Origin of the sequence: Cupriavidus sp. SK-4 (assembly GCF_000611125.1) — a bacterium.
Taxonomy (GTDB): Bacteria; Pseudomonadota; Gammaproteobacteria; order Burkholderiales; family Burkholderiaceae; genus Cupriavidus; species Cupriavidus necator.
This window is the reverse complement of the sequence record NZ_JFJW01000055.1, coordinates 72699-96996: the sequence shown is the minus strand read 5'-3', so window position 1 is coordinate 96996 and position 24298 is coordinate 72699. Positions and strand designations below refer to the sequence as shown.

Genomic DNA, 24298 nt, shown 5'->3' with positions numbered 1-24298 from the left:
CCGGCCGCCTTGCCGCGCCACGCGCCGCGCGCGATCCGCCCCGGCCAGCTGGCCAGCACGATCCCGGCCAGCACGCACGCCAGCGCCACGCCGTGCGGCCAGCCCGGCTGCTCGCCCAGGAAGACGATGCCGTAGGTGGAAGCCGCCACCGGCAGCACCGAGGTGAACACCCCCGCCAGCTGCGCCGGCACATGGCGGATGCCCTTCATCCACAGCCAGAACGAGAACACGCTGGCCGACAGCGCATACCACAGCAGCATCAGCCAGGTCTGCGCGGGCACCGTCGACGCATCGAAGTTCAGCAGCGGCACCAGCCCCAGCGGCAGCATCAGCAGCCCGCCGATCAGGTGCGTGTAGGCGCAGATCTCGATCGCGGCCAGCGTCTGCGTGAGCCGGCGCGACAGGATCACGTAAATCGATTCGCATACCACCGCGCCCATGATCATCAGGTTGCCCAGCCATGCCTGGCTGCCGCTGCCGGCACCGTGCGCGTCGCCCCGGGCGATGTTCAGCACGGCAATGCCGGTCATCGCCAGCAGCACCGACGCCACCGTGCGCCGCGACAGCCGCTCGCGCAGCAGCAGCCACGACAGGATCGCCACCGTGGCCGGGATGGTGCTGGTGATCACGCCGGCCGCCATGGCGCTGGTCAGCCGCACGCCATTGAGCATCAGCAGCGTAAACAGGAAGGTGCCGAAGAACGCCTGCAGGAACAGGTTCAGCCATTCCACGCGCGAGACCCGGCGCATGCGCGCGGGCCGGTACCAGGGCGCCAGGCAGACAATGGCAATGACAAAGCGCAGCAGCGCGAACAGCAGCACCGGCACATGCGCGATGATCGATTTGCCGAGTCCGACATTGCTGCCGACCAACGCCATCGAGGCAACCAGGAAGAGGGCGTAGACCGGGGAGAATGCTGAAGGATTGGCGGGCACGGGTACGGCCTTGGTCGTCCGGCAGGGCGCCGCGGCGCTTTGGCGCGGCAGGTGCTGGGCCGGCGGGAGCGGCAAGGGTAAGCGCCGCATTCAGGTATGGAACTCGCGGCATTATAGCTGTGCTAGCCTAATGGAGAAGGCTGCACTTTCGCTGCGCGTGCGTGGACTTTTCCCGCTGCATTGCAACAAGTTGCATGCACACCCCAGGCCCACCGTCAGGTCTTACCGTCAGGTTTAAGTAAGCCGTCGGGCGTAACGTGGCAGCCAAAGCCAGTCCAAAATCAGGAGACAAACCTATGTCCGCCATCGAATCGGTGATGCAAGAGCATCGCGTGTTCAACCCGCCTGAAGGCTTCGCCAGCCAGGCCGCGATCCCCAGCATGGAGGCCTACCGCGCCCTGTGCGACGAAGCCGAGCGCGACTATGAAGGCTTCTGGGCCCGCCACGCGCGCGAGCTGCTGCACTGGAACAAGCCCTTCACCAAGGTGCTGGACGAAAGCAACGCACCGTTCTACAAGTGGTTCGAAGACGGCGAACTCAACGCTTCTTACAACTGCCTGGACCGCAACCTGCAGAACGGCAACGCGGACAAGGTCGCGATCGTGTTCGAGGCCGACGATGGCTCCGTGACCCGCGTCACCTACCGCGAGCTGCACGGCAAGGTGTGCCGCTTTGCCAACGGCCTGAAGGCGCTCGGCGTCAAGAAGGGCGACCGCGTGGTGATCTACATGCCGATGTCGGTCGAAGGCGTGGTCGCGATGCAAGCCTGCGCACGCCTGGGCGCCACGCACTCGGTGGTGTTCGGGGGCTTCTCGGCCAAGTCGCTGCAGGAGCGGCTGGGGGACGTGGGCGCGGTGGCGCTGATCACCGCCGACGAGCAGATGCGCGGTGGCAAGGCCCTGCCGCTGAAGGCGATTGCCGACGATGCGCTGGCGCTGGGCGGCTGCGAGGCCGTCAAGAACGTGATCGTCTACCGCCGCACCGGTGGCAAGGTTGCCTGGACCGAAGGCCGCGACCGCTGGATGGAAGATGTCTGCGCCGGCCAGCCGGATACCTGTGAGGCCGAGCCGGTCAGCGCCGAGCATCCGCTGTTCGTGCTCTACACCTCCGGCTCCACCGGCAAGCCCAAGGGCGTGCAGCACAGCACCGGCGGCTACCTGCTGTGGGCGCTGATGACGATGAAGTGGAGCTTCGACATCAAGCCCGACGACCTGTTCTGGTGTACCGCCGACATCGGCTGGGTCACTGGCCACACCTATATCGCCTACGGCCCGCTGGCCGCAGGCGCGACCCAGGTGGTGTTCGAAGGCGTGCCGACCTACCCCAACGCCGGCCGCTTCTGGGACATGATCGCGCGCCACAAGGTCAGCATCTTCTACACCGCGCCGACCGCGATCCGCTCGCTGATCAAGGCCGCCGAGGCCGACGAGAAGATCCACCCGAAGCAGTACGACCTGTCCAGCCTGCGCCTGCTCGGCACCGTGGGCGAGCCGATCAATCCGGAAGCCTGGATGTGGTACTACAAGAACATCGGCAACGAGCGCTGCCCGATCGTCGACACCTTCTGGCAGACCGAGACCGGCGGCCACATGATCACGCCGCTGCCGGGCGCGACGCCGCTGGTGCCGGGTTCGTGCACGCTGCCGCTGCCGGGCATCATGGCTGCCATCGTCGATGAGACCGGCCATGACGTGCCCAACGGCAACGGCGGCATCCTGGTGGTCAAGCGCCCCTGGCCGGCCATGATCCGCACCATCTGGGGCGATCCGGAGCGCTTCAAGAAGAGCTACTTCCCCGAAGAGCTCGGCGGCAAGCTCTACCTGGCCGGCGACGGCTCGATCCGCGACAAGGACACCGGCTACTTCACCATCATGGGCCGCATCGACGACGTGCTGAACGTGTCGGGCCACCGCATGGGGACGATGGAGATCGAGTCGGCGCTGGTGTCCAACCCGCTGGTGGCCGAAGCCGCCGTGGTGGGCCGCCCCGACGACATGACCGGCGAGGCCATCTGCGCCTTCGTCGTGCTCAAGCGTTCGCGTCCGACTGGCGAAGAGGCCGTCAAGATCGCGACGGAGCTGCGCAACTGGGTCGGCAAGGAGATCGGCCCGATCGCCAAGCCCAAGGACATCCGCTTTGGCGACAACCTGCCCAAGACGCGTTCGGGCAAGATCATGCGGCGCCTGTTGCGGTCGCTGGCCAAGGGAGAGGAGATCACGCAGGACACCTCGACGCTGGAGAACCCGGCCATCCTGGAGCAACTCAAGCAGGCGCAGTGATCCTGTAGCTTCGGCCCGATCGAGCCCTTGAACCCGCCGCCGCGTTCTCGCGCGCCGGCGGGTTTGTTACGATAGCCCCCCACCGACCACGGACCGTCCCCCATGCCTGAAGCCCAGTCGCGCTTTCGCCGACGGTTGCTGCTGTACTACGGCCTGTTCACGCTAGGGTTGTTCGGCTTCGTCGGCATGATGGGGCTGCTTGAAAAGTCCAACGCCGATGCGCTGTGGCTCGGCTACGTCTTCCTCTTCATCACCATCGCGATCTATGCCTGCATCGGGCTGATCTGCCGCACCTCTGACCTGAACGAGTATTACGTTGCCTCGCGGCGCGTGCCGGCGCTGTTCAACGGCATGGCGATTGCCGCCGACTGGATGAGCGCGGCGTCCTTCATCGGCCTGGCCGGCATCCTGTTTTCCTCGGGCTACGAAGGGCTGGCCTATGTGATGGGCTGGACCGGCGGCTACTGCCTGGTGGCCTTCCTGCTGGCGCCATACCTGCGCAAGTACGGCGGCTACACCATTCCCGATTTCCTCGCAGCGCGCTACGGCAACGGCAAGCCGGGCGGCAACCTGCCAGTGCGCGCGATCGCGGTGCTGGCGGCTTCGCTCTGCTCCTTCGTCTACCTGGTGGCGCAGATCCAGGGCGTGGGGCTGGTGGTGACGCGCTTTATCGGCGTGGAGTTTGCCGTCGGCATCTTCTTCGGGCTGGCCGGCATCCTGGTGTGCTCGTTCCTGGGCGGCATGCGCGCGGTCACATGGACGCAGGTGGCGCAGTACATCATGATGATCGTGGCCTTCCTGGTCACTGTATCGATGATCGCCTGGAAACATCACCACGAAGCGCTGCCGCAGCTCAGCTACGGCACGCTGTTGTCGCAACTCGACGCGCGCGAACAGCAGCTGGAGCGCGAGCCGTCCGAGCAGGCCGTGCGCGAGTACTACCGGCAGCAGGCCATCCTGCTGCAGGAGCGCATCGCCCGGCTGCCCGATTCCTTCGCGCAGGAGCGCGACGCGCTCGACGCGCGGCTGCAGGACCTGCGCACGCGCAATGCGCCGCTGCGCGACATCAAGTCGCTGGAGCGCGAACGGCTGGAATTCCCTCGCGACCCCGCGGCGGCACAGCAGCAGTGGAACCAGCAGCGAGCCGACGCACTGGCCCGCAGCCGCCATTCGCTGTCATCGACCGAACCCTATCCCGCGGCATCGGAGCAGGAGCGCAAGACCAAGCGGCTGAATTTTGTCCTGCTGGTGTTCTGCCTGATGGTCGGCACAGCCAGCCTGCCGCACATCCTGACGCGGCTCTACACCACCCCGTCGGTCAAGGAAACGCGCAACTCCGTGGCCTGGGCCGTGTTCTTCATCGCCTTGCTGTACGTGTCCGCGCCCACGCTGGCTGCGCTGGTGAAATACGAATTCTTCCAGCACCTGGTGGGAACCCCCTACGCCGAATTGCCGCAGTGGGTGGTGCAATGGCGCAAGGTCGATCCACCGGTGTTCGGCATCCGCGATGTCAACGGCGACGGCATCGTGCAATGGGCCGAGATCCTGCTGCAGCCCGACATGATCGTGCTGGCCGCCCCGGAAATCGCCGGCCTGCCATACGTGATCTCCGGCCTGATCGCCGCCGGTGCCCTGGCCGCGGCGCTGTCCACTGCCGACGGCCTGCTGCTGACCATCGCCAATGCGCTCTCGCACGACGTCTTCTATCACATGGTCGACCGCCAGGCGAGCCACCAGCGGCGCGTCACCACTGCCAAGATCGTGTTGCTGGGCGTGGCGCTTTTTGCCTCTTACGTCACATCGCTGCGCCCAGGCAATATCCTGTTCCTGGTCGGTGCCGCGTTCTCGCTGGCCGCCTCCAGCTTCTTCCCGGTACTGGTCCTCGGCATCTTCTGGCGCCGCACCACCGCCGCCGGCGCCGTCGCCGGCATGGCCGCCGGGCTGGGCGTGGCGGTCTACTACATCATCGTCAACTACCCGTTTTTCACCCGCATGACCGGCATCTTCGGCAACCGCTGGTTCGGCGTCGACCCGATCGCCTCCGGCGCCTTCGGCGTGCCTGCCGGCTTCGCCGTGGCCATCATCGTCAGCCTGCTGACGCCACGCAATGCGCCGGTGATCGACCGGCTGGTGAGCTACCTGCGCAAGGGGTAGGGCGGGTGGGTTGTGAAGTAAGGCGGGATACGGCGACGAAGCACTGGATTCGCCAGGCAACTCTGCTATAATCTCAGACTTCCCGGAGAGATGGATGAGTGGTTTAAGTCGCACGCCTGGAAAGCGTGTATAGGTTAATAGCCTATCGGGGGTTCGAATCCCCCTCTCTCCGCCAGAACACTGTGCAAAGCAAAGCCGCCCGTCTGGGCGGCTTTTTTTGTTTCCAGTCCCTGGTGGCTTCGTATGCCTGATGGGCTCAAAGAAAAGCCCTCGGCCAGGGTAGGCGAGGGCTGAAGTAGTAGTGGGCGAGTCGCGGGATCGCCCGTGAGCGATGGTCGTATAGGACCTTGTATCGCGCATCCCTCTAAATAGAGGTGTTGCCGCAAGGCGACATGGCTATGCCAGTCATCGCGGCGAAGGCATGGCTTCCATCTCGGCGCGCCGGATTGGCTGAGCGCGCCGATCTAGTTGTTCTGTCCGCCAAATTTCAGTGTCCGTGAGAGGGCTTCCGCCATGTACCCGGTGCCCGGTATCCTCCCGGCCATGACCAAGCTCACCTTCCAACTCGAAATCCGCCCCGCCTTGCCCGCAGACGCGCAAGCGGTGGAAGCCATCCTCACCGACACCTACCGCGGCACCTGGAAGCCGCAACTGACAGCCGCCGCGGCAGCTGCCTTTGAACGGCAAGGCAAGACCCGAAGCTACGTCGAAGCCCGCCTGCAAGCATTCCGCGTAGCCTGCGTGGATGGCGTGCCCGCGGCCATGGTGGACTGGGAGAACAACTTTATCTGGGCCCTGCATGTCGGGCGAACATGGCAACGCATGGGGCTGGGCGGGGCGCTGCTGGCACATGCCGAAGGCGAGATTGCCCGCGCCGGGCACTGCGAGGCGAGGCTGGAGACGGACACGTTCAACGTGCAAAGCCGCGCGTTCTACCGGCGCCATGGTTATGCCGAGATCGATTTCTATCCCGACGAAAGCTGGGACAGCGGCTTTACCACTGTACTGCTGTCGAAAGCGCTGCCGCCAGCCTGAGCCTGCACGCCGGCGCTGGCTTGGCACGGGTAGCCAACCTCATGCGCAAATTGCATGAACCTGCCTGCGTGCCCGTGAAAGAATCAGGCATCTCTTTTGAATCTCTGGCATTCGCCCCCCATGTCCGACCCCATCGTCCACCTCAACGGCACCCTGACCCCCCTCTCCGAAGCCCGCATCCCCGTCCTCGACCGCGGCTTCATCTTTGGCGATGGCATCTACGAAGTCATCCCTTACTACAACGGCAAGCCATTCCGCGGGGACCAGCATCTGGCCCGCCTGCACCGCAGCCTGGAGGGCATCGGGATTCCTGACCCGTACAGCGCCGGGCAGTGGCTGGAGCTGGTCGGCGAGGTGGTCCAGGCCAACGGCCTGTCGGACCAGCTGGTCTACATCCAGGTGTCGCGCGGCGTCGCCAAGCGCACGCATGCGTTTCCGAAGGAGGTCGTGCCGACGGTGCTGATCATGACCAACCCGATGGCGTTGCCGTCGGCGCAGATGCTTGAGCAGGGCGTGGCGTGCGTGACGATGGAGGACCGGCGCTGGCTGAACTGCCAGATCAAGTCGACGTCGCTGCTGGGCAACGTGCTGGCGGCGCAGCATGCGGTGGAGCACGGCGTGATCGAGGCGATCCAGTTCCGGGATGGCTGGCTGACCGAGGCGTCGGCGTCCAATGTGTGGGTGGTGCGCGATGGCCGCGTGATGGCGCCGCCCAAGGACAACCTGATCCTGGAAGGCATCCGCTACGGGTTCATGGAAGAGGTCTGTGCCGCGATGGGGATTGCGCTGGAGGCGCGCCGCATCGCAAAGGAAGAGGTGTTCGCCGCCGATGAGGTGCTGCTGTCGTCGGCCAGCAAGGAGCTGCTGCCGGTGGTGACCATCGATGGGCGCGCCATCGGCAAGGGCGTGCCGGGGCCGGTCTTTGCCCGGCTTTACGCTGCGTACCAGGCTGCCAAGGCTGCGCTTTGAGCTGATTTGCGTGCGTGCTAGGATGCCTCGGGAATCATCGAGGAGTCAGCCATGGCCAAGCGTGAGCGTGGCCGGCGTGCCCTGCAGGACGAGGTGAGCCGGCGCATCCAGCAAATCTATGAAATCGGCGAGGACGGCGCCAAGGTCCGGGTGCCGGCGCCTGTGCCGCATGCGCGCGATGCCCGCGGGCGCAACTGGAACATGACGGGCTTCGGCAATGCGTCCGGCTATGAGGCCAGCATCCGCGCGGTGGTCGACAAGGTGCGCGACGAGTTCGACCTGAGCGACGCGCCGGAGAACCGCGCGCCCAATCCATTCGGTGACTGAAGCGCCGCCCGTCCTAGTCGACCGATACGACGATGGCGACGCGCCGGTTCTCGCTGCGTCCGGCGGCGGTGCGGTTGTCGGCCACCGGGCGGGTCTTGCCTCGGCCGCGAACTTCGATGTTTTCCGGAGCAAAGCCGGCGCCTGTCAGCAGCTTTGCCACCGCTTCGGCGCGCCGCACTGACAGCGACTGGTTGTATTCGGCCGAGCCCGCGTCGTCGGTGTGGCCATCCACGCGCAGGCGCTCGATGCCCGCGCCCTTCAGCGCCCGCCCGAGGCGCTGCACATTGACGGCGCGCTCTGCGTCGATCAGGTCCTCATTGAATCCGAACAGCAGCTTGTCTGACAAGCCGAGTTCCCAGCCTTCATCGGTCAGCGCGAAGCCTTCCTGCTTCAGCACCGCGACCTGGGCCGGAGACAGCCCGGTGGCTGGCGGCGCGGTCTGGCAGCCGGCCAGCGACAGCCCCGTCAGCACGACGGCGGCGAGCCAGAGTTTCCACAGGGACTTCCAGCAGGGCGGGGGCAGGGGTTCGGGCATGCGGGTTCTCATTGCGTGACGTCCAGGCGTGGCTCGGCGCTTTGCCAGGTGCCGCCGGAGCGCCGCTTGGCGCCGTACATGGCGGCGTCGGCCGCGTGCAGCAGCGCCTGGCTGCCTTGCGCGTGGATGGGGAAGACGGCCAGGCCGATGCTGAGCGACGCCTGCACCGTGCTGCCGTCGGGCAGGTCGATCGGGGCGGACATCGCCTGCAGGATATGCTCGGCGATATGGATGGCGTCGCGCGGCGCGCGCAGCGCTGCGGCCAGCACGGCGAATTCGTCGCCGCCGATGCGTGCCACGGTGTCGCCGGCGCGCAGGCTGGCGCGGATGCGCTGGGCCACGGCCACCAGCACGGCATCGCCGGCGGCATGACCGTGGCGGTCGTTGATGTTCTTGAAATCGTCACTGTCCAGGTACAGCACGGCTGCGTATTCGTCGTTGGCCGCGGCATGGCGCACGGCGTGCTCCAGCGCTTCGACGAAGGCGGCGCGGTTGAGCAGGCCGGTCAGCGCATCGTGGTTGGCGCGGTGGGCGAGCGAGCGGTTCTCGTGCTGCATCTGGTTCTGCCAGGTCTGCAGTTCGTCCAGCAGGCCGTTGAAGTCCTCGCTGAGGGCATTGAGTTCCGCGATGCTGGCCGGCGGCGTGCGCTGCGCGAAATCGCGCTTGGAGCGCACCGCGTGCGCAACGCGCATCAGGTTGCGCAGCGGCTCGACGATCTGCACCAGCAGCCGGCTGGCCAGGTAGTGGGCGCCGACGGCGGTCAGCAGCAGGCAGCCAAGCAGGCCGAGCGCGCCGCGCAGCAGGAAATGCAGCAGATTGCGGGGATCGCCACTGACGCGCAGCATGCCGACCGGTTGCGTCTGGTGCAGGATCGGTTGTTCCACGACACCCATGCTCAGCCACTCGCTCAGCACGTGGCGCAAGCCGGTCAGTGGCGCCTGGCCGGGGCGCTGCCATTCGGCCAGCACGTGGTTGTCGAGGTCGTAGACGGTGGCGCGCGCGATGTCCTCGGACGCGGCGATGGCCGCCAGCGTCTCGCCGGTGGCCGCCTGGTCGCGGAATACGACCGGCGCTTCCAGCGTGTAGGCGATCGAGCGGGCCACCAGCCGCACGTTGTGGTCGGCATAGACGCGCAGTGCGGTCAGGCCGAGGGCGGTCAGCGACACCCCGGCAGTGAATACCGCGATCAGCGCCACGCCCAGGTGGATCCGGCGCAGCACGCTGTAGAGGGTGGGGCGGGCGCCGTTGCCGCGCGCCGGCTGATGCGCGCTCATGACGGCGCTCCCTTGCGGCGGCCCAGCTGCAGCACGCCGGGGTGCACGTGCACGCCGCTGCGGGCGAGCGTATCGAGGTTGACGCGGAACGAGACCTGCTGGTCGCGGATGTTCAGGCAGAACATGCTGCCGACCTCGCACTCGAAGTCTTCCTCTGCGATCACCAGCACCGGGCGGCCGGTCAGCTCGCCCGACAGGCGCTTGCGGCGGGCTTCGTTCATGGCGCCGATGTAGAGGGCATCGCAGGCCGGATGCAGCATGTCGGCCAGCACGTCGACCTGGCGCGCGCGCACCGAGCGGCCGTTGGCGAGCGTGCCGCCTTCCATCAGCCGTGCGGAGTAGCGGCTGGTGCTGTCCACGCACAGCCGCACGGGGTTGCGCTCAACCGGCCAGCGTGCATATCCCAGCAGGCTGAAGACCACGCGCGCGACCAGGTCGGTGCGCTGCGGTGCGGGCTGCGCCGTCACCGCCGGCGGCAGCATGGCCGGCAGCACCGCCAGTGTCACGGCGAGCAGGGCCGGCAGGGCGCGGCGCAGCAGCGGGGGCCGTCGGGCGGAATCGGCACCGGGAAGGGCGCTGGCTGGGACAGGAGCCATGGTCTGGGGAAGGAGGTTCGGTACGGCCTGTATGGGTGGTGGGCTGGCCGCAGCCGCGGTTATTGTCCGGGGGCGGGTTCCGGGCGGTCAAGCGTCCGGCACGGGCGGGCCCAGCCCCGGAATGCGCTTGTGCGGGCATGCTTCCGTGGGGCCCGTTGCGATGCGGCGTGATACGGAATGTTTAACGGTTTTGAGTCGTTTTCCTGAAGTCAGGCGGGAACGCGCGCAGCGCTTCGCCGTGGCGGGCACAACACTTAGAATGGGGCCATCGTCCCCAACGCGCGCCTCGCCGCCGCATGCCGCCATGATTGCCGACCCGCTTTTCCGCTTCCTGCACGTTGCCGGCGTTGCCGTCTGGGTGGGCGGCATGTTCTTCGCCTACCTGTGCCTGCGGCCCGTGGCCGGCACCGTGCTGGAACCGCCGCCGCGGCTGCGGCTCTGGCGCGGCGTGTTTGCCCGCTTTTTCCCGTGGGTGTGGGCGGCGGTGATCGCGATCCTGCTGAGCGGCGCGGCGATGCTGGCCGCAGTGGGCATGTCCGCTGCCCCACGCAGCTGGCACCTGATGATGGGCATCGGCCTCGTCATGACGGTGATTTTCTGCTACGTGTGGTTTGGGCCGTATCGCGTGCTGGGCCGGGCCGTGGATGCCCAGGACTGGCCGGCCGCCGGTGCCGCGCTGAACCGCATCCGGCAGGCGGTGGGGACCAACCTGGTGCTCGGGCTGGTCAATATCGCCGTGGCCACGCTGGGGCGCTGGCTGGCCTGAGCGGCCCGATGCCCCGGCATGGTCCTGCATCGTGGTGTCACCACCAGGCAAAAGGAGAGCCGTTATGCGCGTCATCGCATGTCTTGCCGCCCTTGGCCTTGCCGTGGCGAGCGCACCGGCGCGCGCCGAGCAAAGCAATGGCCTGAGCGCTGAATATGAACGCTGCATGGCCAAGGCCATGTCGACTGCCGACATGCTCGGCTGCGCCTCGGCCGAAGCACGGGTCCAGGACGTGGCGCTGAACAGCGCCTATCAAACCTTGCTGCGGCGGCTGGAAGCGCCGCGCACCGGCCAGCTGCGGGTGGCGCAGCGGGTCTGGCTGGAGTTCCGCCAGGCCAATTGCGCCTACGTGGCCAATCCGGCCGGCGGCACGGCCGCGCGCGTGGCCGGGGCGACCTGCATGGCCCGGATGACGGCCGCGCGGGCGCGCGAATTGCGTGACTTCGCCACCGAGGCCGCCGCCCGGTGAGCGGGCGGGCCATGTGCTAGAGTTCCCAGACACCTGTGCTGCGGCACGTCTCACCAGGAGATGGATCATGGCAAGTGAATCGCGGAACAACCTGAAGGCTTTTGTGCAAACCGCGCCCCAGGCGGGGCGCTATGTGTGGGTCATCGCGCTGGTGGACTTTGGCGCGCAGCAGATCCGGCGCGCCATCGTTTCGGACGACACCTTCACCACCTCGGATGCCGCGCGGGTAGCGGGCGAGGCCCAGCTCAAGGCGATGGCCGAAGACCACTAGCGAGTGTTGCGCGCCGGCATCTTTGTGACCAGCGGATACCGTTTCTTACATTGCGCCGGGATCGGTGCGCGCTAGACTGTGGGCATGTTCCTCCACAAGAAAGGACTCCCATGACACATCGCGCGCTCCGGCCGGCCAAGGCCCTCCTGCTGGCGGCTCTGCTGGGTTCCGGCCTGACGTTCAGTGCGGCGTCGATGGCCCAGGTGTCGGTCAATATTGCCATCGGCGTACCACCGCCGGCCCCGATCTACGAGGTCGTGCCCGCGCCGCGCTCCGGCTATGTCTGGATGCCGGGCTACTGGGACTGGGATGATCACCACCACAAGCACGCCTGGAAGAAGGGGCGCTGGGAACGTGAACGCCCCGGCTATATCTATGAGTCGCCGCGCTGGATCCAGTCGCGCGACGGGTGGGTGCTGGTGCCCGGTCGCTGGGACCAGGGCGGGTACAAGGACAAGGGGCACAAGGATAAGGGCAAGGACAAGGGCTATCACTGCCCGCCCGGCCACGCCAAGAAGGGCGAATGCTGAGGTGCCAGCCACCCGGCGCCGCACGGTGACGCCGGGTGGCCTTGCCATGCTACGATCGCCGCCATGACAACCGCGCCCGCGCGGCACATCGGCGGCGGATACCGGAGGTAGCAATGGCAAAGCACGTTTTCACGCGCGCGCAGTATCTCGACATCCTCAATGACAGCCTGCGCAAGCATCCCGGCTGGCAGCCCGGCATGGCCTTCGTGTTCCTTCCGCCTGGCGCCGATGCCAGCCAGGCCACGGCCGTGGGCTGCACCGGGCCGATGGAGGCCATTCCTGTCTATGCGGAAATCCAGCGGGTGGCTGCCGAACTGATCGAAGTCGGCAACGAATAGCGGCGCCGGTCGCCTTGCGGCCGGTGGATGCCGCGGGTGCGTACAATACCGGCCTCTACAGACTTTCGGAAAATGCCGTGAAGAAAACGGACCTGGAAAAAAACAAGGGCCTGAAGATCGCCAACAGCCTGAAGCAGGCTACGGCGGGGCGGGGTATTCCCGGCGGCGCTGCGCGCCCGGACCGGCGCGAACAGCGCCGGCTGGACCAGGAGCAAGGTCTGGTGCCTTTTGCGTGCAAGCTGGACGGCACGCTGGTCAAGCGCCTGCAGGCGCTTGCCGTGGATCACCCGGGTGGCATGACCGGCCTGCTCAATGAACTGCTGGCGGGCGCGTTGCCGCCGGAACAGGGCGAGAGCTGAAATATGGTGGCCGCGCCCCGCGGCCACCTGCCTGACCCCATCAGGTCACGAGCGGGTCAGTCCTCTTCTTCTTCGTCAAGGAATTCGCGGCGCAGCATCCAGTTGGCGATGGCTTCGTCGCAGATGCGCTTGAATTTCTGCTTGTCCGGCATCTTGTCGAACAGCTGGAAATTGACCAGCGCCATGCCGGCATCGGTGATATAGAACATCCGGCTCGGATCGTCTTCATGGACGATACGGCCATCGATGGCGTCTTCCTCGCTTTCCGCCGGCATGTCCTCTAGCTCGACCACGCGGCAGGTGAAGCGCGGGCTGCGGGTGTGGGTCAGATACTCGAACTCGTCGTGCATGACCTCGCCGCCTTTGCCTGCGATAACGGCGAAGCCCCAGATAAAGCGGGGCATCGGCAGATCGGACAGATCTTCAATCTCGTCCATGGTGTTCTCCCTGATTCAATCCCCGCATTATCGCCCGGAACGCCGCCACCTCAAACGGTGACGTGGCGCTTAGGGCTTTGCCTGGCAGTTGGCCAGCGCCGGCGCCGCGTTTTCGGCCTGCATCAGGTCGCGCAGCGTGCCTTCCTCGCCCTTGGTCCACCATTCGTAGCGGCCGCCGACATAGCGCGCGCCGGAGGCCGACACGGTGCTGACCGCCAGCACCGGCTTGCCTTCGATGCGGAACACCGCCGCCTGGTTGTCCGGGCTATTGAAATAGCGCACGGAAAGCGTCTTGCCGCCGTCGCACTGGTAGCGCACGGTGCGCACGTCCGGGAAGCGCACGCCGTCGATGCCGGGCGCGCGGGCCGCGTGCGCCGCGGCGCAGGCGCCGAGGGTTGCGAGCAGGGCCACGGCGCGGGCGCAGGACAGGATCGGGCGAGTGGTCATGGGTTTGCCTTGGTCGATGGGTGGTGTGCCAGCCAGTTGAGAGGGGCGGCGCCGGCGGCGGTTGCGCCGGCGTCCGGGTCAGCCGAGCATGTAGCCGGCGGCGAGCGTGCGGAAGCTCTCGATTTCGCGCGCCTGCCAGGCCTCGTTCTCGCCGAGCTCCTCGGCCAGGATCGCGGCCACGGCCGGCGCCGCGTCCACGGCAGCGCGCGCGTCCAGGAACAGCGCGCGGTTGCGGCGGGCCAGCACGTCCTCGACCCGGCGCGCCAGTTCGTGCCGGGCCGCAAAGCGCACGTGCGCTTCGGTCAGGCCCGACGCCGGTGCCAGCATCCGGTCATATCCGGGCAGCGCGCGCAGCATGTCCAGCTCATTGCCGTAATAGCGGTCCGGCGAGCCTGAATCCGGCGGCGGCAGCCCGGCCGGCAGCCCCGCCGCGCCGTGCAGGGGCAGCTCGGCGGTCACGCACGGCGCCGCGCGCACCATCTGGCGCTGGATCGCGGTCTCGATCACGTCTTCGGCCATCTTGCGGTAAGTGGTCCACTTGCCGCCGGTGACGGTGATCAGCCCGGCCTTGGATACCAGGATCGTATGCTCGCGCGACAGCGACGCGGTAGAGGCCTCGCCGGTGGCCCGCACCAGCGGCCGCAGGCCGGCCCAGACGCTGGTGACGTCGGCACGGGTCGGGTCCCTGGCCAGGTAGCGCGACGCGGTTTCCAGGATGAAGTCGACGTCGTCGGCACCGGCGTCGGGCTCCAGCGGCAGGTCGCGGCGCGGCGTGTCGGTGGTGCCGACGATGGTGTGGCCGTTCCATGGCACCACGAACAGCACCCGGCCGTCGTCGGTCTTGGGAATCAGGATGGCGCGCTCGCCCGGCAGGAAGCTGTGCGGCAGCGTCAGGTGCACGCCCTGGCTGGGCGCTACCATGGCGCGCGCGTGGCCGTCCTCCATCTTCCGGATCGCATCGACCCACACGCCGGTGGCGTTGATCACGCAGTCGGCGCGCAGGTGGAAGGTGGCGTCGCCCAGCGCATCCTGCACGGTCACGCCGCTGATCACGCCGCCTTGCTGGCTCAGCCCGGTCACGCGCATGTAGTTGACCGCGGTGCCGCCCACGTCGAACAGCGTGCGCATCAGCGCCACCGCCAGCCGCGCATCGTCGAACTGGCCGTCGAAATACAGGTTGCCGCCGCGCAGCGGTCGCCCGCCGACGTGCTCGGCCAGGTTGGGCGCCGCGGCCAGCACCTCGCGGTGGTTCAGCCAGCGGCTGCCGGCCAGGTTGAGGTCGCCGGCCAGCATGTCGTAGACCTTCAGGCCGATGCCGTAGAAGGGCTGGTCGAACAGCTGGTAGGCCGGCACCACGAAGCCCAGCGGCCACACCAGGTGCGGCGCGTTGCGCGCCAGCAGGCCGCGCTCGTGCAGGGCCTCGCGCACCAGGCTGATATTGCCCTGGGCCAGGTAGCGCACGCCGCCATGCACCAGCTTGGTGGCCTTGCTGGAGGTGCCCTTGGCAAAATCCGCGGCTTCGACCAGCAGCGTGCGGTAGCCGCGCGAGGCGGCGTCGACGGCGGTGCCCAGGCCGGTGGCGCCGCCGCCGATGACGATCACGTCCCAGCGCGGCTCGCGCTCCAGGGTGGCGAGCAGGGCGGCGCGGTCGGGGGGCTGGATCGGGGTGGAGACTCTCTGCATGACGCTTTTTTTGGGGAGTGTGTTCGGGGTGGGCCGGCGCTCAGGCGTGGCTGCCGTTGGCTTCGTCCCCGCGCGCCCAGTCGCGCGCGCGGTCGACGGCGCGATGCCAGCGCGCCAGCCGGTGGCTGCGCGCGTCAGCCGACAGGTTCGGCTCAAAGCGCCGCTCCACCTGCCATTGCTGCGCGATCTCTGCCGGATCGCTCCAGTAACCAGTGGCCAGTCCCGCCAGGTAGGCGGCGCCCAGCGCGGTGGTTTCGGTCACGCGCGGACGGACCACCGGGGTGCCGAGCAGGTCGGCCTGCATTTGCATCAGCAGGTCGCTGCGCGAGGCGCCGCCGTCCACGCGCAACTCGGCCAGCGAGATGCCGGCGTCCTTCTGCATGGCTTCCAGCACATCGACGCTCTGCAGCGCGATCGATTCCAGCGCCGCGCGCGCGATCTGCGGCCGGCCCGTGCCGCGCGTCATGCCGACCAGCGTGCCGCGTGCAAAGGGGTCCCAGTGCGGCGCGCCCAGGCCGGCAAAGGCGGGCACCAGCACCACGCCGCCGGTGTCGTCGCACTGGCGCGCCAGCGGCTCGACCTCGGGCGCGCTGTTGATGATCTTGAGGCCGTCGCGCAGCCACTGGATGGTGGCGCCGCCCATGAACACGCCGCCTTCCAGGCAATATTGCGTCTGGCCGCGGATCTGCCAGCCGATCGTGGTCAGCAGCCGGTTGTGCGACGTGACCGGCTGCGAGCCGGTATTCATCAGCAGGAAGCAGCCGGTGCCATAGGTGTTCTTGGCCATGCCTGGCGACAGGCAGGCCTGGCCGAAGGTGGCGGCCTGCTGGTCGCCGGCGATGCCGGCAATGGGGATCTGCATGCCGAAGAGCCGCGCCGAGGTGCGCGCGACCTCGCCGCTGGACGCCACCACCTCGGGCAGCAGCGCGTGCGGGATGTCGAGCAGCGCCAGCAGCGCGTCGTCCCACTCGAAGCTGTGGATGTTGAACAGCATGGTGCGCGAGGCATTTGACACGTCGGTGACATGGCGCGCGCCGTCGGTCAGTTGCCAGATCAGCCAGCTGTCGACGGTGCCGAAGGCCAGCTCGCCGCGCTGGGCGCGTTCGCGCGCGCCTTCGATGTTGTCGAGCATCCAGCGCAGCTTGGTGCCGGAGAAATAGGCGTCGATGACCAGGCCGGTCTTGTCGCGGAACAGCTCGCCGTGGCCGGCGGCCTGCAGAGCCTCGCACATGGGCGCGGTGCGGCGGTCCTGCCAGACCAGCGCGCGCCCGACCGGCTCGCCGGTCTTGCGGTCCCACAGCACGGTGGTCTCGCGCTGGTTGGTGATGCCGATGGCGCGCACCTGCGAGGCCGAGATGCCGGCATCGGCCAGCACCGCGTGCGCCACCGCCAGCTGCGATTGCCAGATCTCGTAAGGGTCGTGCTCGACATGGCCGGGATGTGGGTAATATTGGCGGAACTCGCGCTGCGCGAGCCGCACCACATTGCCGGCATGGTCGAACAGGATGGCCCGCGAGCTGCTGGTGCCCTGGTCGAGCGCCAGCACATACTGCGGCTCGGTGGGAAGCTGGGACGATGCAGGGCGCTGGGCCTGCGCGGCTGGCTGGTTCATGCGTTCAATCCTGACAATGACAAAACACGCCGGCCCGGCCGGCGCATGGATTCCTGATGGCTGAAACGTCTTCCTTGCCGCCCGCCGACCCCGCGGGCAACCTCGCCGCGCAGATCGCCGCCTCGCTGGCGGCGCGCAGCGGCTTCGATGCCGCCGCCAAGCTGCGCCTGATGGTAGCCGGCCAGCAGGTTGGCTGGCTGCCGCGTGCCCATGCGGCAATCCTGCGTGGCATGGGCGCCATCCTCGGCCCAGACGAGCGCCTGGCCGATGGCACCACGGCGATTGAACTGCTGCCCGGGCGCAATGACTTCGACGCGCGCAGCGCCGCGCTGCAGGCGCTGGCCCGCCAGCTGGCCGATGCCGGCCACGTGCGCGGCTGGCGCGATGAACTGTTCGCGGTCACGCCCGCGCTGGACGCGCCCGCACTCGGCGTGGTGGAGCGCGCGGCGGCGCGCTTTCTCGGGCTGCTGACCTTTGCCTCGCACATGAACGGCATTGTCGATGGCGATGTGGACGGTGGTCCCGCCCTGTGGATCTCGCGGCGCAGCCCGGCCAAGTCGGTCGACCCCGGCATGTGGGACAACCTGGTTGCCGGCGGCATGCCGCACGGCAGCGATCCGCTGGCGACGCTGGTGCGCGAATGCGAGGAAGAATCCGGCATCCCGCCCGCACTGGCGCAGGGCGCGCAGGCCCACGGCATGATCGAGGTGCTGCGCGACCTGCCCGAAGGCGTACAGTGGGAGCAGGTTTACGTCTACGACCTGCTGCTGCCGCCGGGCTTCACGCCGCGCAACCAGGATGGCGAGGTCAGCGAGCACCGGCGCATCGATGTGGCCGCATTGCTTGCTATCATGTCGGCCGGCGCCATGACGGTCGATGCGACACTGGTGACGCTGGATGCCCTTGGGCGACGCGGCTGGCTCGGTCCTGGCCAGCGCCCCTGAGCCGTCGCCGCGGGTTCCGCCTGTGCCGGTCTTGCCGACCTCGCTGACCTGATTTTCCCGGCCTTGCGCCGCGCCATTCCGACAGAACAACACACCATGAGCAACACCGGATTCATCCTGACCCTCTCGTGCCCCGACCAGCCGGGCATCGTCCATGCCGTCTCGGGCCTGCTGTTCCAGCACGGCTGCAATATCGTCGATTCCGACCAGTACGGTGACGAGTACGCCGGCCGCTTCTTCATGCGCGTGCATTTCACGCCCGCCGCCGGCGGCCCGGACCTGGACACGCTGAAGGCCGCGTTCGCGCCGGTGGGAGACCAGTTCGGCATGCAGTGGGAGCTGAACGACGCCGCGGTCAAGCCGCGCGTGATGATCATGGTGTCCAAGATCGGCCACTGCCTGAACGACCTGCTGTTCCGCGCCAAGGTAGGCGGCCTGCCGGTCGAGATCGCGGCCATCGTCTCGAACCACCGCGACTTCTACCAGCTGGCGGCGTCGTATGACGTGCCGTTCTTCCACCTGCCGCTGATGAACGCCTCGGCCGAGCAGAAGGCCGCGCAGGAAGCGCGCGTGTTCGACGTGGTGCAGGAGCAGAAGATCGACCTGGTGGTGCTGGCGCGCTACATGCAGGTGCTGTCGGACGACCTGTGCCGCAAGCTGGCCGGCCGCGCGATCAATATCCACCACTCGTTCCTGCCCAGCTTCAAGGGCGCCAAGCCGTACTACCAGGCGCATGAGCGCGGCGTGAAGCTGATCGGGGCGACCGCGCACTACGTCACCGCCGCCCTGGACGAAGGCCCGATCATCGAGCAGGAGATCGAGCGCGTGGACCACAGCATGGACCCGGAGCAACTGACCGCCGTCGGCCGCGACGTGGAATGCGTGGCACTGGCGCGCGCGGTCAAGTGGCATGCCGAACACCGTATCCTGCTGAACGGCCACAAGACCGTGGTGTTCAAGTAATTCTCTGCCCGACCCTCGGTTTTCTCCCCTCTCCCGCTTGCGGGAGAGGGGCCGGGGGAGAGGGCAGGCCTGTCGCAAGAGCGAGGCGCCGGGCATCACCGCCAGCTCCGCCCCCGCCAGCAAGGCAGCCTCAAGCCGGTCCCCGGCGCGTTCAATCTCGCTCCGCCACCACACACTTCACCCCACTGTCGGCCACGATCTGGTCGAACGGCGCTGCCAGCGGCTCATCGGTAAAGAGCCGGTCGACCTGCGACACATGCGCCAGCTCCACCATCGCCTGGCGGTTGAACTTGCTGGCGTCCGCCGCCAGCCACACCTCGCGTGAATGCTCGATGATGGTCCGCGCCACCTTGACCTCGCGGAAGTCGTAGTCGCGCAGCGTGCCGTCGATCTCGATGCCCGAGATGCCGATCAGCCCGATATCCACCTTGAACTGGCGGATGAACTCCACCGTGGCCTCGCCCACGATGCCGCGGTCGCGTGAGCGCAGCACGCCGCCGGCGACGATGACCTCGCAATCGGGGTTGTCGGCAAGGATATTGGCCACGTTCAGGTTGTTGGTGATCACGCGCAGCCCGCGGTGGTGCATCAGCTCGCGCGCTATCTCTTCCACCGTGGTGCCGATGTTCAGGATCAGCGAGCAGCCCTCGGGCACCGCGGCGGCCACCGCGCGCGCGATGCGCGCCTTGCCCTCGGCGTTGAGCACCTGCCGCTGCCGGTAGGCGATGTTCTCGGTGGTGGAGCCCTCCACCCGCACCCCGCCATGGAAGCGCGCCAGCATGCCGTTCCCGGCCAGCAGGTTGACGTCGCGGCGCACCGTCTGGAGCGTGACGCCAAACTTGCGCGCAAGTTCGTCGATGGAGGCAAAGCCCTGGGTGCGGACTTCTTCGAGCAGGGCCGTCTGGCGGGGATTCAGGGTCATGCCGGGATTCTAGTTCAAACAGAAACGAAAACAAATGATGCAGCGCACTATTGTTTTACGTTCGTTTTATTGCTAAAACGAACGTCAAGACAAGACTTGTGCGCCTGCATCGCGCGCCAAAGCTGTGATGCGGGAAGCATATCGAACATGGAGACCGGATGCAGCTACGTTTGGAAGGCGTCGCGCAGCAGGCAGGTTCGCAGGCGTATCTCTATCCGATGACGCTCGCGCCGGTTGCGGGCGCGGTGACCATCCTGCTGGGCGCCACGCAAGCGGGCAAGACGTCGCTGATGCGGCTGATGGCCGGGCTGGACCGGCCCAGCGCCGGCCGCGTGCTGGTCGACGGCCACGACGTGACCGGCATGCCGGTGCGCGAGCGCAATGTGTCGATGGTCTACCAGCAGTTCATCAACTACCCATCGCTCAAGGTGTTCGACAACATCGCCTCGCCGCTGCGGCTGCGGCGCAAGGCGCCGGCCGCAGAGATTGCCGCGCGCGTGCGCGAGCTGGCCGGGCGGCTGCATATCGACCATCTGCTGGACCGCTATCCGTCCGAGCTTTCCGGCGGGCAGCAGCAGCGCGTGGCACTGGCGCGCGCGCTGGCCAAGGAGGCGCCGCTGATGCTGCTGGACGAGCCGCTGGTCAACCTTGACTACAAGCTGCGCGAAGAACTGCGCGAGGAACTGGCGCAGCTGTTCGCGCATGGCGACGCCACCGTGGTCTATGCCACCACCGAGCCCGGCGAAGCGCTGCTGCTGGGCGGGCATACCGCGGTGCTGGACGCCGGCGAATTGCTGCAGTACGGCCCGACGCCACAGGTCTTCCACTATCCCGATTCGCTGCGCGTGGCGCGTACGTTCAACGATCCGCCGATGAACCTGGTCGAGGGCCGGCTGCAGGGTGGCTGGGTCACGCTGGCCGGCGATATCTCAGTGCCGGTGCCCGGCGCGGGCGGGCACGACGGCCCGGTCACGATGGGGGTGCGCGCATCGGCATTGCGCCTGGCCGGTGAGCCGGGCGCGGTGGCGGTACCCGGGCGCGTGGCGCTGGCCGAGCTGTCAGGCTCAGACACCTTTGTCCACGCCGATACCCCGGTGGGCAACCTGGTGGCGCAGTTCGCCGGCGTGCTCGCCCTGGCGCTGGGCGAGCCGGTGTCACTGCACCTGCTGCCCGAGCAGATCTACCTGTTCGACGCCGACGGGCGCCGCATCCACGCGCCGCGCCGGCCGGGCGGGCTGGCCGCGGACGTGCCCGGCGGCGCGGCCGCGGCTGCCGCGGCAGGGGCCTGAGATGGCGCGCATCGACCTGGACCTGGCGCACTCCTATGTGCCAAATCCGCGTACCGACGAGGACTATGCGCTGCTGCCGCTGCAATTCACGTTCGAAGACGGCGGCGCCTATGCGCTGCTGGGTCCGTCCGGCTGCGGCAAGACCACGCTGCTGAACTGCATTTCCGGGTTGCTGCGGCCCTCGCACGGCACCATCGCCTTCGATGGCCGCGACGTGACCGTTGCCACGCCGCAGGCGCGCAATATCGCCCAGGTGTTCCAGTTCCCGGTGATCTACGACACCATGACCGTCGGCGCGAACCTGGCCTTCCCGCTGCGCAACCGCGGCGTGCCGGAAGCCCAGGTGCGCGAGCGGGTAGGGCGCGTGGCCGAGATGCTGGACCTGTCGGGCACGCTCGATCGCCGCGCCAGCGGCCTGGCCGCGGACGCCAAGCAGAAGATCTCGCTGGGGCGCGGACTGGTGCGCCAGGACGTGTCGGCCATTCTCTTCGACGAGCCGCTGACGGTGATCGACCCGCAGCTCAAATGGCAGCTGCGGCGCAAGCTCAAGGAAATCCACCACGAGTTCCGCCTGACGCTGATCTACGTGACGCACGACCAGACCGAGGCGCTGACCTTTGCCGACCAGGTGGTGGTGATGTCGCGCGGCAAGGCGGTGCAAGTGGGGCCGGCCGATGCGCTGTTCGAGCGGCCCGCGCATACCTTCGTCGGGCATTTCATCGGCTCGCCGGGCATGAATTTCCTGCCCGGGCGGTGGCGCGACGGTGCGATCGAGCTGGCCGGGCGCCGCTACATGCCGGAGTTGTCGCCGTCAGTCGAAGCGGCGTTGCGCGAGGCCGGCAGCTTCCGCATCGGCGTGCGGCCCGAGTACCTGCACCTGGCGCCGGAGAGCGACGCGCAGGCGGTGCCGGTGCGGGTCGAGCGCGCGCAGGACATCGGCACTTACTGGCTGCTGACCGGCGGCGTGCAGGAGGCGGGCGCACTGGCCGGCACGCTGCGCGCGCGGCTGGGTATCGAGGCAGCCGATCTGCGCCCGGGCGACACGGCCTGGCTGTCGGTGTTCAACCGCCACACCTGCTACTACGTCAACGAGGAACTGGTGCCATGAAGCCCGTCAACCAGAAGGCCTGGCTGCTGGTGTTGCCGGTGGTGGCATGCGTGGCGTTCTCCGCCATCCTGCCGCTGATGACCATCGTCAACTACTCGGTGCAGGACATCATCTCGCCCGAGCGGCGCGTGTTTGTCGGCACCGAATGGTTCCGCACCGTGCTGCGCGACGGCGAGCTGCACGACGCGCTGCTGCGCCAGCTGGGCTTCTCGCTGGCGGTGCTGCTGGTGGAGATCCCGCTCGGCATCCTGCTGGCGCTGTCGATGCCGGCCAGGGGCTGGAAGGCATCGGCGGTGCTGGTGATCATCGCGCTGTCGCTGCTGATCCCGTGGAACGTGGTCGGCACCATCTGGCAGATCTTCGGGCGCACCGATATCGGCCTGCTGGGCGCCGCACTGGCAGCGATGGGCTTCGACTACAACTACACCGGCAGCGCCTTCGATGCCTGGGTCACGGTGCTGGTAATGGACGTCTGGCACTGGACGCCGCTGGTGGCGCTGCTGTGCTACGCCGGCCTGCGCGCCATTCCCGACGCCTACTACCAGGCCGCGCAGATCGACGGCGCCTCGCGCCTGGCGGTGTTCCGCTATATCCAGCTGCCCAAGCTGCGCGGCGTGCTGATGATCGCGGTGCTGCTGCGCTTCATGGACAGCTTCATGATCTACACCGAGCCCTTCGTGCTGACCGGCGGCGGCCCGGGCAACGCCACCACCTTCCTGTCGCAGTACCTGACGCAGAAGGCGGTTGGCCAGTTCGACCTGGGCCCGGCGGCGGCGTTTTCCATTGTCTATTTCCTGATCATCCTGCTCATGTGCTTCATCCTCTATAACTGGATGCAGCGCGCGGGCACCGCCGGCAGCGAGGACATGCCCCATGGCTGATATGCGCACCCCCGCCAACCGCGCCACCTGGTGGCGCGCGGGCTTCCTGCTGGTCTACCTGCTGTTCGCCATCGTGCCGATCTACTGGATGGTGAACATGTCGTTCAAGACCAACGAAGAGATCGTCTCCACGCTGTCGCTGTGGCCCGCGGAATTCACGCTGCAGCATTACAAGACCATCTTCACCGACCCGTCCTGGTATTCGGGCTATGTCAACTCGATGATCTACGTGGCGATGAACACAGTGATCTCGATCTCGGTGGCGCTGCCTGCGGCGTATGCGTTTTCGCGCTACCAGTTCATCGGCGACAAGCATGTGTTCTTCTGGCTGCTGACCAACCGCATGACGCCGCCCGCGGTGTTCCTGCTGCCGTTCTTCCAGCTCTACAGCACCATCGGGCTGATGGATACCCACCTGGGCGTGGCACTGGCGCACCTGGTCTTCAACGTGCCGCTGGCGGTGTGGATCCTGGAAGGCTTCATGTCGGGCGTGCCGCGCGAGATCGACGAGACCGCGTATGTCGATGGCTACTCGTTCCCGCGCTTCTTCCTGACCATCTTCCTGCCGCTGATCAAGGCCGGCGTGGGCGTGGCGGCGTTCTTCTGCTTCATGTTCAGCTGGGTCGAGCTGCTGCTGGCGCGCACGCTGACCTCGGTCAACGCCAAGCCCATCGTCGCCACCATGACGCGCACGGTGTCGGCATCGGGCATGGACTGGGGCGTGCTGGCCGCGGCCGGCGTGCTGACCATCGTTCCCGGCGGCATCGTGATCTGGTTCGTGCGGCATTACATCGCGAAGGGCTTCGCGATGGGTCGCGTGTAGTCCCTGAAGCCAACACAAGGAGACGGCGCAATGCTGAGCTGGATGGTCTGGACGACGCCGGTAGCGGTGTTCTTCGGCTGCATCGTGGTCATGCTGATCAGCATGACTATCTGGGAAATACGCGCGCCTTCGGTGCTGCGCAAGGGCTTCCTGCCGATCGCGACCACGCGTGGCGACCGGCTGTTTATCGGGCTGATGTGCGCGGCCTGGGTCAACCTGGCTTGGGTGGGGCTGGGCGAGAAGGTCACGGCCTGGCTGTCGCTGGCTGAGGAGCCATCAGTGTGGATCAGCTTTGTGGTGTCCATGCTGGTGCTGGCGCTGATCATGCGCAAAGGCTAGCGGTACCTGAACA

General features: G+C 67.5%; 27 protein-coding genes and 1 tRNA gene. 19 read left to right on the top strand and 9 right to left on the bottom strand.

The window, feature by feature from the left end:
* The coding region (locus CF68_RS10735; protein WP_035818502.1) for a DMT family transporter at positions 1-935 on the bottom strand (935 nt) is incomplete at its 3' end.
* 296 nt (positions 936-1231) lie between these two features.
* On the opposite strand from CF68_RS10735, the gene acs reads away from it, so the two are divergent.
* From acs to CF68_RS10705, 6 genes are all read left to right on the top strand, one after another.
* Positions 1232-3214 carry an acetate--CoA ligase gene (gene acs, locus CF68_RS10730; protein WP_035818318.1) on the top strand — a complete coding sequence of 661 codons (1983 nt, stop codon included), beginning with the start codon at positions 1232-1234 and terminating at the stop codon, positions 3212-3214.
* A gap of 102 nt (positions 3215-3316) precedes the next feature.
* Entirely contained in the window at positions 3317-5368 is a 2052-nt protein-coding gene (locus CF68_RS10725; RefSeq protein WP_035818315.1) for a VC_2705 family sodium/solute symporter, read from the top strand.
* 84 nt (positions 5369-5452) lie between these two features.
* Positions 5453-5543: transfer RNA gene (locus tag CF68_RS10720), tRNA-Ser, on the top strand.
* Between the two features lie 368 nt (positions 5544-5911).
* Entirely contained in the window at positions 5912-6403 is a 492-nt protein-coding gene (locus CF68_RS10715; RefSeq protein WP_035818498.1) for a GNAT family N-acetyltransferase, read from the top strand.
* Between the two features lie 120 nt (positions 6404-6523).
* The gene (locus CF68_RS10710) at positions 6524-7372 is read left to right on the top strand and encodes a D-amino acid aminotransferase (RefSeq protein WP_035818312.1); all 849 of its coding nucleotides are present in this window, start codon (positions 6524-6526) and stop codon (positions 7370-7372) included.
* A gap of 51 nt (positions 7373-7423) precedes the next feature.
* The gene (locus tag CF68_RS10705; RefSeq protein ID WP_010814363.1) at positions 7424-7699 is read left to right on the top strand and encodes a hypothetical protein; all 276 of its coding nucleotides are present in this window, start codon (positions 7424-7426) and stop codon (positions 7697-7699) included.
* Positions 7700-7712: 13 nt separating this feature from the next.
* Here CF68_RS10705 and CF68_RS10700 read toward each other — a convergent pair whose 3' ends face one another.
* Genes CF68_RS10700 through CF68_RS10690 form a run of 3 tightly spaced genes read right to left on the bottom strand, consistent with a single transcriptional unit; the run spans position 7713 to position 10104 of the window.
* Entirely contained in the window at positions 7713-8234 is a 522-nt protein-coding gene (locus CF68_RS10700) for an OmpA family protein (protein WP_051591487.1), read from the bottom strand.
* A gap of 8 nt (positions 8235-8242) precedes the next feature.
* Complete coding sequence (locus CF68_RS10695; RefSeq protein WP_035818307.1) at positions 8243-9508, bottom strand: diguanylate cyclase domain-containing protein; 1266 nt, start codon at positions 9506-9508, stop codon at positions 8243-8245.
* Positions 9505-10104: a YfiR family protein gene (locus tag CF68_RS10690; protein WP_035818306.1), complete on the bottom strand. Its 600-nt coding sequence runs from the start codon at positions 10102-10104 to the stop codon at positions 9505-9507. The genes CF68_RS10695 and CF68_RS10690 overlap by 4 nt, the downstream gene beginning before the upstream one ends.
* Before the next feature lie 304 nt (positions 10105-10408).
* Between CF68_RS10690 and CF68_RS10685 the strand changes: the two genes are divergently transcribed.
* The 6 genes from CF68_RS10685 (at position 10409) to CF68_RS10660 (ending at position 12837) form a co-directional block, all read left to right on the top strand.
* On the top strand, positions 10409-10870 hold the full coding sequence (locus CF68_RS10685; protein WP_035818303.1) for a CopD family protein: 462 nt from the start codon (positions 10409-10411) through the stop codon (positions 10868-10870).
* Between the two features lie 64 nt (positions 10871-10934).
* Positions 10935-11339, top strand: coding sequence for a lysozyme inhibitor LprI family protein (locus CF68_RS10680; RefSeq protein ID WP_035818301.1), 405 nt, complete (start codon positions 10935-10937; stop codon positions 11337-11339).
* Between the two features lie 67 nt (positions 11340-11406).
* The gene (locus CF68_RS10675) at positions 11407-11610 is read left to right on the top strand and encodes a hypothetical protein (RefSeq protein ID WP_010814357.1); all 204 of its coding nucleotides are present in this window, start codon (positions 11407-11409) and stop codon (positions 11608-11610) included.
* 110 nt (positions 11611-11720) lie between these two features.
* Positions 11721-12140: a YXWGXW repeat-containing protein gene (locus tag CF68_RS10670; RefSeq protein WP_035818299.1), complete on the top strand. Its 420-nt coding sequence runs from the start codon at positions 11721-11723 to the stop codon at positions 12138-12140.
* Positions 12141-12253: 113 nt separating this feature from the next.
* Positions 12254-12478: a hypothetical protein gene (locus tag CF68_RS10665; protein ID WP_010814355.1), complete on the top strand. Its 225-nt coding sequence runs from the start codon at positions 12254-12256 to the stop codon at positions 12476-12478.
* Between the two features lie 77 nt (positions 12479-12555).
* Entirely contained in the window at positions 12556-12837 is a 282-nt protein-coding gene (locus CF68_RS10660; RefSeq protein ID WP_035818494.1) for a hypothetical protein, read from the top strand.
* A 56-nt stretch (positions 12838-12893) separates the two neighbouring features.
* Here CF68_RS10660 and CF68_RS10655 read toward each other — a convergent pair whose 3' ends face one another.
* The 4 genes from CF68_RS10655 to glpK all read right to left on the bottom strand — a co-directional run bounded on the left by CF68_RS10655 (position 12894) and on the right by glpK (position 17016).
* Positions 12894-13274 carry a hypothetical protein gene (locus tag CF68_RS10655; protein ID WP_035818297.1) on the bottom strand — a complete coding sequence of 127 codons (381 nt, stop codon included), beginning with the start codon at positions 13272-13274 and terminating at the stop codon, positions 12894-12896.
* 69 nt (positions 13275-13343) lie between these two features.
* Complete coding sequence (locus tag CF68_RS10650) at positions 13344-13721, bottom strand: MliC family protein (protein ID WP_035818295.1); 378 nt, start codon at positions 13719-13721, stop codon at positions 13344-13346.
* A 78-nt stretch (positions 13722-13799) separates the two neighbouring features.
* On the bottom strand, positions 13800-15404 hold the full coding sequence (locus tag CF68_RS10645) for a glycerol-3-phosphate dehydrogenase/oxidase (protein WP_035818293.1): 1605 nt from the start codon (positions 15402-15404) through the stop codon (positions 13800-13802).
* A gap of 40 nt (positions 15405-15444) precedes the next feature.
* A complete protein-coding gene (glpK, locus tag CF68_RS10640; protein WP_035818290.1) occupies positions 15445-17016 on the bottom strand; it encodes a glycerol kinase GlpK in 1572 nt (523 codons plus the stop codon).
* 56 nt (positions 17017-17072) lie between these two features.
* Here glpK and CF68_RS10635 point away from each other — a divergent pair, with 56 nt between their 5' ends.
* Both CF68_RS10635 and purU read left to right on the top strand, forming a co-directional pair.
* Entirely contained in the window at positions 17073-17960 is an 888-nt protein-coding gene (locus CF68_RS10635) for an NUDIX hydrolase family protein (protein ID WP_035818287.1), read from the top strand.
* 96 nt (positions 17961-18056) lie between these two features.
* A complete protein-coding gene (purU, locus tag CF68_RS10630) occupies positions 18057-18923 on the top strand; it encodes a formyltetrahydrofolate deformylase (protein WP_035818285.1) in 867 nt (288 codons plus the stop codon).
* Between the two features lie 151 nt (positions 18924-19074).
* Here the strand turns inward: purU and CF68_RS10625 are convergent, their stop codons facing one another.
* The gene (locus tag CF68_RS10625; RefSeq protein WP_035818283.1) at positions 19075-19845 is read right to left on the bottom strand and encodes a DeoR/GlpR family DNA-binding transcription regulator; all 771 of its coding nucleotides are present in this window, start codon (positions 19843-19845) and stop codon (positions 19075-19077) included.
* A gap of 158 nt (positions 19846-20003) precedes the next feature.
* Between CF68_RS10625 and CF68_RS10620 the strand changes: the two genes are divergently transcribed.
* From CF68_RS10620 to CF68_RS10600, 5 genes are read left to right on the top strand one after another with little or no spacing between them, the layout of a single operon-like run.
* Complete coding sequence (locus tag CF68_RS10620) at positions 20004-21134, top strand: ABC transporter ATP-binding protein (RefSeq protein WP_035818281.1); 1131 nt, start codon at positions 20004-20006, stop codon at positions 21132-21134.
* A 1-nt stretch (position 21135) separates the two neighbouring features.
* Positions 21136-22242 carry an ABC transporter ATP-binding protein gene (locus CF68_RS10615; RefSeq protein WP_035818279.1) on the top strand — a complete coding sequence of 369 codons (1107 nt, stop codon included), beginning with the start codon at positions 21136-21138 and terminating at the stop codon, positions 22240-22242.
* Positions 22239-23123 (top strand): carbohydrate ABC transporter permease, encoded by an 885-nt coding sequence (locus CF68_RS10610; RefSeq protein ID WP_035818277.1) that lies wholly within the window; start codon positions 22239-22241, stop codon positions 23121-23123. Before CF68_RS10615 ends, CF68_RS10610 begins: the two co-directional genes overlap by 4 nt.
* Positions 23116-23946 (top strand): carbohydrate ABC transporter permease, encoded by an 831-nt coding sequence (locus CF68_RS10605; protein WP_035818275.1) that lies wholly within the window; start codon positions 23116-23118, stop codon positions 23944-23946. The genes CF68_RS10610 and CF68_RS10605 overlap by 8 nt, the downstream gene beginning before the upstream one ends.
* 30 nt (positions 23947-23976) lie before the next feature.
* Complete coding sequence (locus CF68_RS10600) at positions 23977-24285, top strand: DUF2160 domain-containing protein (RefSeq protein WP_035818272.1); 309 nt, start codon at positions 23977-23979, stop codon at positions 24283-24285.
* The last annotated feature ends 13 nt before the right edge of the window (positions 24286-24298 follow it).

Bases quoted from the DNA above. Each gene is read 5' to 3' on its own strand.
- acs (WP_035818318.1), top strand. From the start codon at position 1,232: ATGTCCGCCATCGAATCGGTGATGCAAGAGCATCGCGTGTTCAACCCG.
- CF68_RS10725 (WP_035818315.1), top strand. From the start codon at position 3,317: ATGCCTGAAGCCCAGTCGCGCTTTCGCCGACGGTTGCTGCTGTACTAC.
- CF68_RS10715 (WP_035818498.1), top strand. From the start codon at position 5,912: ATGACCAAGCTCACCTTCCAACTCGAAATCCGCCCCGCCTTGCCCGCA.
- CF68_RS10710 (WP_035818312.1), top strand. From the start codon at position 6,524: ATGTCCGACCCCATCGTCCACCTCAACGGCACCCTGACCCCCCTCTCC.
- CF68_RS10705 (WP_010814363.1), top strand. From the start codon at position 7,424: ATGGCCAAGCGTGAGCGTGGCCGGCGTGCCCTGCAGGACGAGGTGAGC.
- CF68_RS10700 (WP_051591487.1), bottom strand. From the start codon at position 8,234: ATGCCCGAACCCCTGCCCCCGCCCTGCTGGAAGTCCCTGTGGAAACTC.
- CF68_RS10695 (WP_035818307.1), bottom strand. From the start codon at position 9,508: ATGAGCGCGCATCAGCCGGCGCGCGGCAACGGCGCCCGCCCCACCCTC.
- CF68_RS10690 (WP_035818306.1), bottom strand. From the start codon at position 10,104: ATGGCTCCTGTCCCAGCCAGCGCCCTTCCCGGTGCCGATTCCGCCCGA.
- CF68_RS10685 (WP_035818303.1), top strand. From the start codon at position 10,409: ATGATTGCCGACCCGCTTTTCCGCTTCCTGCACGTTGCCGGCGTTGCC.
- CF68_RS10680 (WP_035818301.1), top strand. From the start codon at position 10,935: ATGCGCGTCATCGCATGTCTTGCCGCCCTTGGCCTTGCCGTGGCGAGC.
- CF68_RS10675 (WP_010814357.1), top strand. From the start codon at position 11,407: ATGGCAAGTGAATCGCGGAACAACCTGAAGGCTTTTGTGCAAACCGCG.
- CF68_RS10670 (WP_035818299.1), top strand. From the start codon at position 11,721: ATGACACATCGCGCGCTCCGGCCGGCCAAGGCCCTCCTGCTGGCGGCT.
- CF68_RS10665 (WP_010814355.1), top strand. From the start codon at position 12,254: ATGGCAAAGCACGTTTTCACGCGCGCGCAGTATCTCGACATCCTCAAT.
- CF68_RS10655 (WP_035818297.1), bottom strand. From the start codon at position 13,274: ATGGACGAGATTGAAGATCTGTCCGATCTGCCGATGCCCCGCTTTATC.
- CF68_RS10650 (WP_035818295.1), bottom strand. From the start codon at position 13,721: ATGACCACTCGCCCGATCCTGTCCTGCGCCCGCGCCGTGGCCCTGCTC.
- CF68_RS10645 (WP_035818293.1), bottom strand. From the start codon at position 15,404: ATGCAGAGAGTCTCCACCCCGATCCAGCCCCCCGACCGCGCCGCCCTG.
- glpK (WP_035818290.1), bottom strand. From the start codon at position 17,016: ATGAACCAGCCAGCCGCGCAGGCCCAGCGCCCTGCATCGTCCCAGCTT.
- CF68_RS10635 (WP_035818287.1), top strand. From the start codon at position 17,073: ATGGCTGAAACGTCTTCCTTGCCGCCCGCCGACCCCGCGGGCAACCTC.
- purU (WP_035818285.1), top strand. From the start codon at position 18,057: ATGAGCAACACCGGATTCATCCTGACCCTCTCGTGCCCCGACCAGCCG.
- CF68_RS10625 (WP_035818283.1), bottom strand. From the start codon at position 19,845: ATGACCCTGAATCCCCGCCAGACGGCCCTGCTCGAAGAAGTCCGCACC.
- CF68_RS10620 (WP_035818281.1), top strand. From the start codon at position 20,004: ATGCAGCTACGTTTGGAAGGCGTCGCGCAGCAGGCAGGTTCGCAGGCG.
- CF68_RS10615 (WP_035818279.1), top strand. From the start codon at position 21,136: ATGGCGCGCATCGACCTGGACCTGGCGCACTCCTATGTGCCAAATCCG.
- CF68_RS10610 (WP_035818277.1), top strand. From the start codon at position 22,239: ATGAAGCCCGTCAACCAGAAGGCCTGGCTGCTGGTGTTGCCGGTGGTG.
- CF68_RS10605 (WP_035818275.1), top strand. From the start codon at position 23,116: ATGGCTGATATGCGCACCCCCGCCAACCGCGCCACCTGGTGGCGCGCG.
- CF68_RS10600 (WP_035818272.1), top strand. From the start codon at position 23,977: ATGCTGAGCTGGATGGTCTGGACGACGCCGGTAGCGGTGTTCTTCGGC.